General features: G+C 74.6%; 2 protein-coding genes. Both read left to right on the top strand.

What is annotated here, in order from left to right; translation table 11 throughout:
- Positions 1 to 71: 71 nt before the first annotated feature.
- Positions 72 to 641, top strand: coding sequence for an ATP-binding protein (locus tag GT045_RS31345; protein WP_161296699.1), 570 nt, complete (start codon positions 72 to 74; stop codon positions 639 to 641).
- Between the two features lie 165 nt (positions 642 to 806).
- Positions 807 to 1,565 carry an LPXTG cell wall anchor domain-containing protein gene (locus GT045_RS31340; RefSeq protein ID WP_161336251.1) on the top strand — a complete coding sequence of 253 codons (759 nt, stop codon included), beginning with the start codon at positions 807 to 809 and terminating at the stop codon, positions 1,563 to 1,565.
- Positions 1,566 to 1,805: the final 240 nt, after the last annotated feature.

Genomic DNA, 1,805 nt, shown 5'->3' with positions numbered 1-1,805 from the left:
ACCGGACTGCTGCCGGACTGCTGACCGGACTTTGGAATTCTGTATCGGTGAATCGGTGAGGTGAAGCGCTGATGAGCACCACCCGGCCTTACTCGCCGGGCGACCGCGGCCCGGAGCCCAGCGGCGCTTCCGGGGCGCCCGAGGAGGCCGCGCCGGCTGTCGGCGCGGCCACGGAGGCAGCCGCGCCGTCCGTGCCGCCCGGGCCGACCGGCGGCACACCGCAGGCCCGCGGGCGGCAGGTGCGCCGACTCCGCCTGGAGGGCGAGAGCGGTGTCGTCCCGCTCGCCCGTGATTTCACCAGGCAGGCGCTGTACGCCTGGGGTTGGCTGCCGGCCGACACCGCCGACCGGCGGGCGGCCGCCGAGGATGTGCTGCTGGTCGTCTCCGAGCTGGTCACCAACGCCTGCCTGCACGCCGAGGGGCCCGACGAACTCCTGCTCGCCTGCGACAACAAGGTGATCCGGATCGAGGTGTCCGACCAGGGCACCGGGCAGCCCGCACCGCGCACCCCGCACCGCGCCGGACGCCCCGGTGGCCACGGCATGTTCATCGTGCAGCGGCTGTGCCTGGACTGGGGCGTGGTCCGCGCACCCGACGCTCCGGGCAAGACGGTGTGGGCGGAACTGGGCGCACCCGCCTGACCGTCCCGGCGGGCACCCCGGTACCCGCCCTCACTCCGACATCCCGTCGCACACGCCGGATCGCCACAACTCCGGCGTGTGACGCGTCTTCCTTCCTCACGGCCCCGGGCGTACCTTGACGGCCGAATCTGATACGTCGTCAGGAATGGACGGGGTGGACCGACCGTGCCGTACCCGAAACGAACCGCCGCGCTCGCGTCCGCCGCGGCCCTGGCCGGCTCGGCGGTGCTGTCGGCCGCCCCGGCGGCCCACGCGGACGTCGTCGACGTCAACTACCGCTGCCAGACGCCGATCGGCGTCAAGAGCGCCGTCTCGCCCATCGACATCAAGGGCGTCGAGAGCGGCGGCGGATACCGGATCACCATGTCGTGGCAGAAGGGCGTCTCCTCCAGCCCGGTCGAACTGGGCAAGGGGGCGATGAGTCCGAGCGCGACCATCAAGCTGGGCGGCGCCGACAGCGGCACGCTCGCGGTCAGCGGCCCGGCCAACTCGGCGGCGATCCCCGCCGACACCCCCATCAAGATCAGCGACCTGAGCGGCACCTACACACCGAAGAGGACCGGCAAGGTCACGTTCACGGCGGGCACGCTCACCATCAAGGCGCTCGGCACGACCACGAACTGCACGCCGACCAACAACCCCGGAGCGTCCCTGACCCTCGACGTGACGGCTCCCGGCGGCACTTCCTCGGGCGGGTCCTCGTCCGGCGGCGCTTCCTCGGGTGGTTCGTCGTCCGGCGGTTCCTCCTCGTCCGGCGGTACCTCGTCGTCGGCCTCGGGCGGTTCGGCCACCGGCGGTCAGCTTCCGCAGACCGGCCCGGAGGACTCCGCGGTCGCCCTCGGCACACTCGGCGGCACGGTCCTCCTGGCCGGCGCGGCGGGTGCCCTGTGGCTGACCCGCCGCAACCAGCCCGCCCGCCGCTGACCGGCCGAGGCCGGAGCCGGACCGCCCGCCGACGCCCCGTCCCGGCCCGGCCCGTCCGACCGTCCCGGCCCGTCCGCCCGTCCCCGTCCGGTCCCGACAGGACCACCCCCGACCGACCGGACCCGGCAGGTCGCGGAAGGACGAACCCGCCAAGGACGAACCCGCCGCCGACCGGACCCGGCCGGCCCCCGCTCCGGCCCGGCCCCGCCGGACCGACCGTCACCGGCCGGGCCCCGCCGG

The organism is Streptomyces sp. SID486 (assembly GCF_009865385.1).
Classification (GTDB): Bacteria; Actinomycetota; Actinomycetes; order Streptomycetales; family Streptomycetaceae; genus Streptomyces.
Note: the sequence above shows the minus strand (reverse complement) of the source record. Positions and strands in the feature narration are given on the sequence as shown.

Excerpts from the sequence above, each read along its gene's own strand:
- GT045_RS31345 (WP_161296699.1), top strand. The coding sequence starts at position 72 with ATGAGCACCACCCGGCCTTACTCGCCGGGCGACCGCGGCCCGGAGCCC.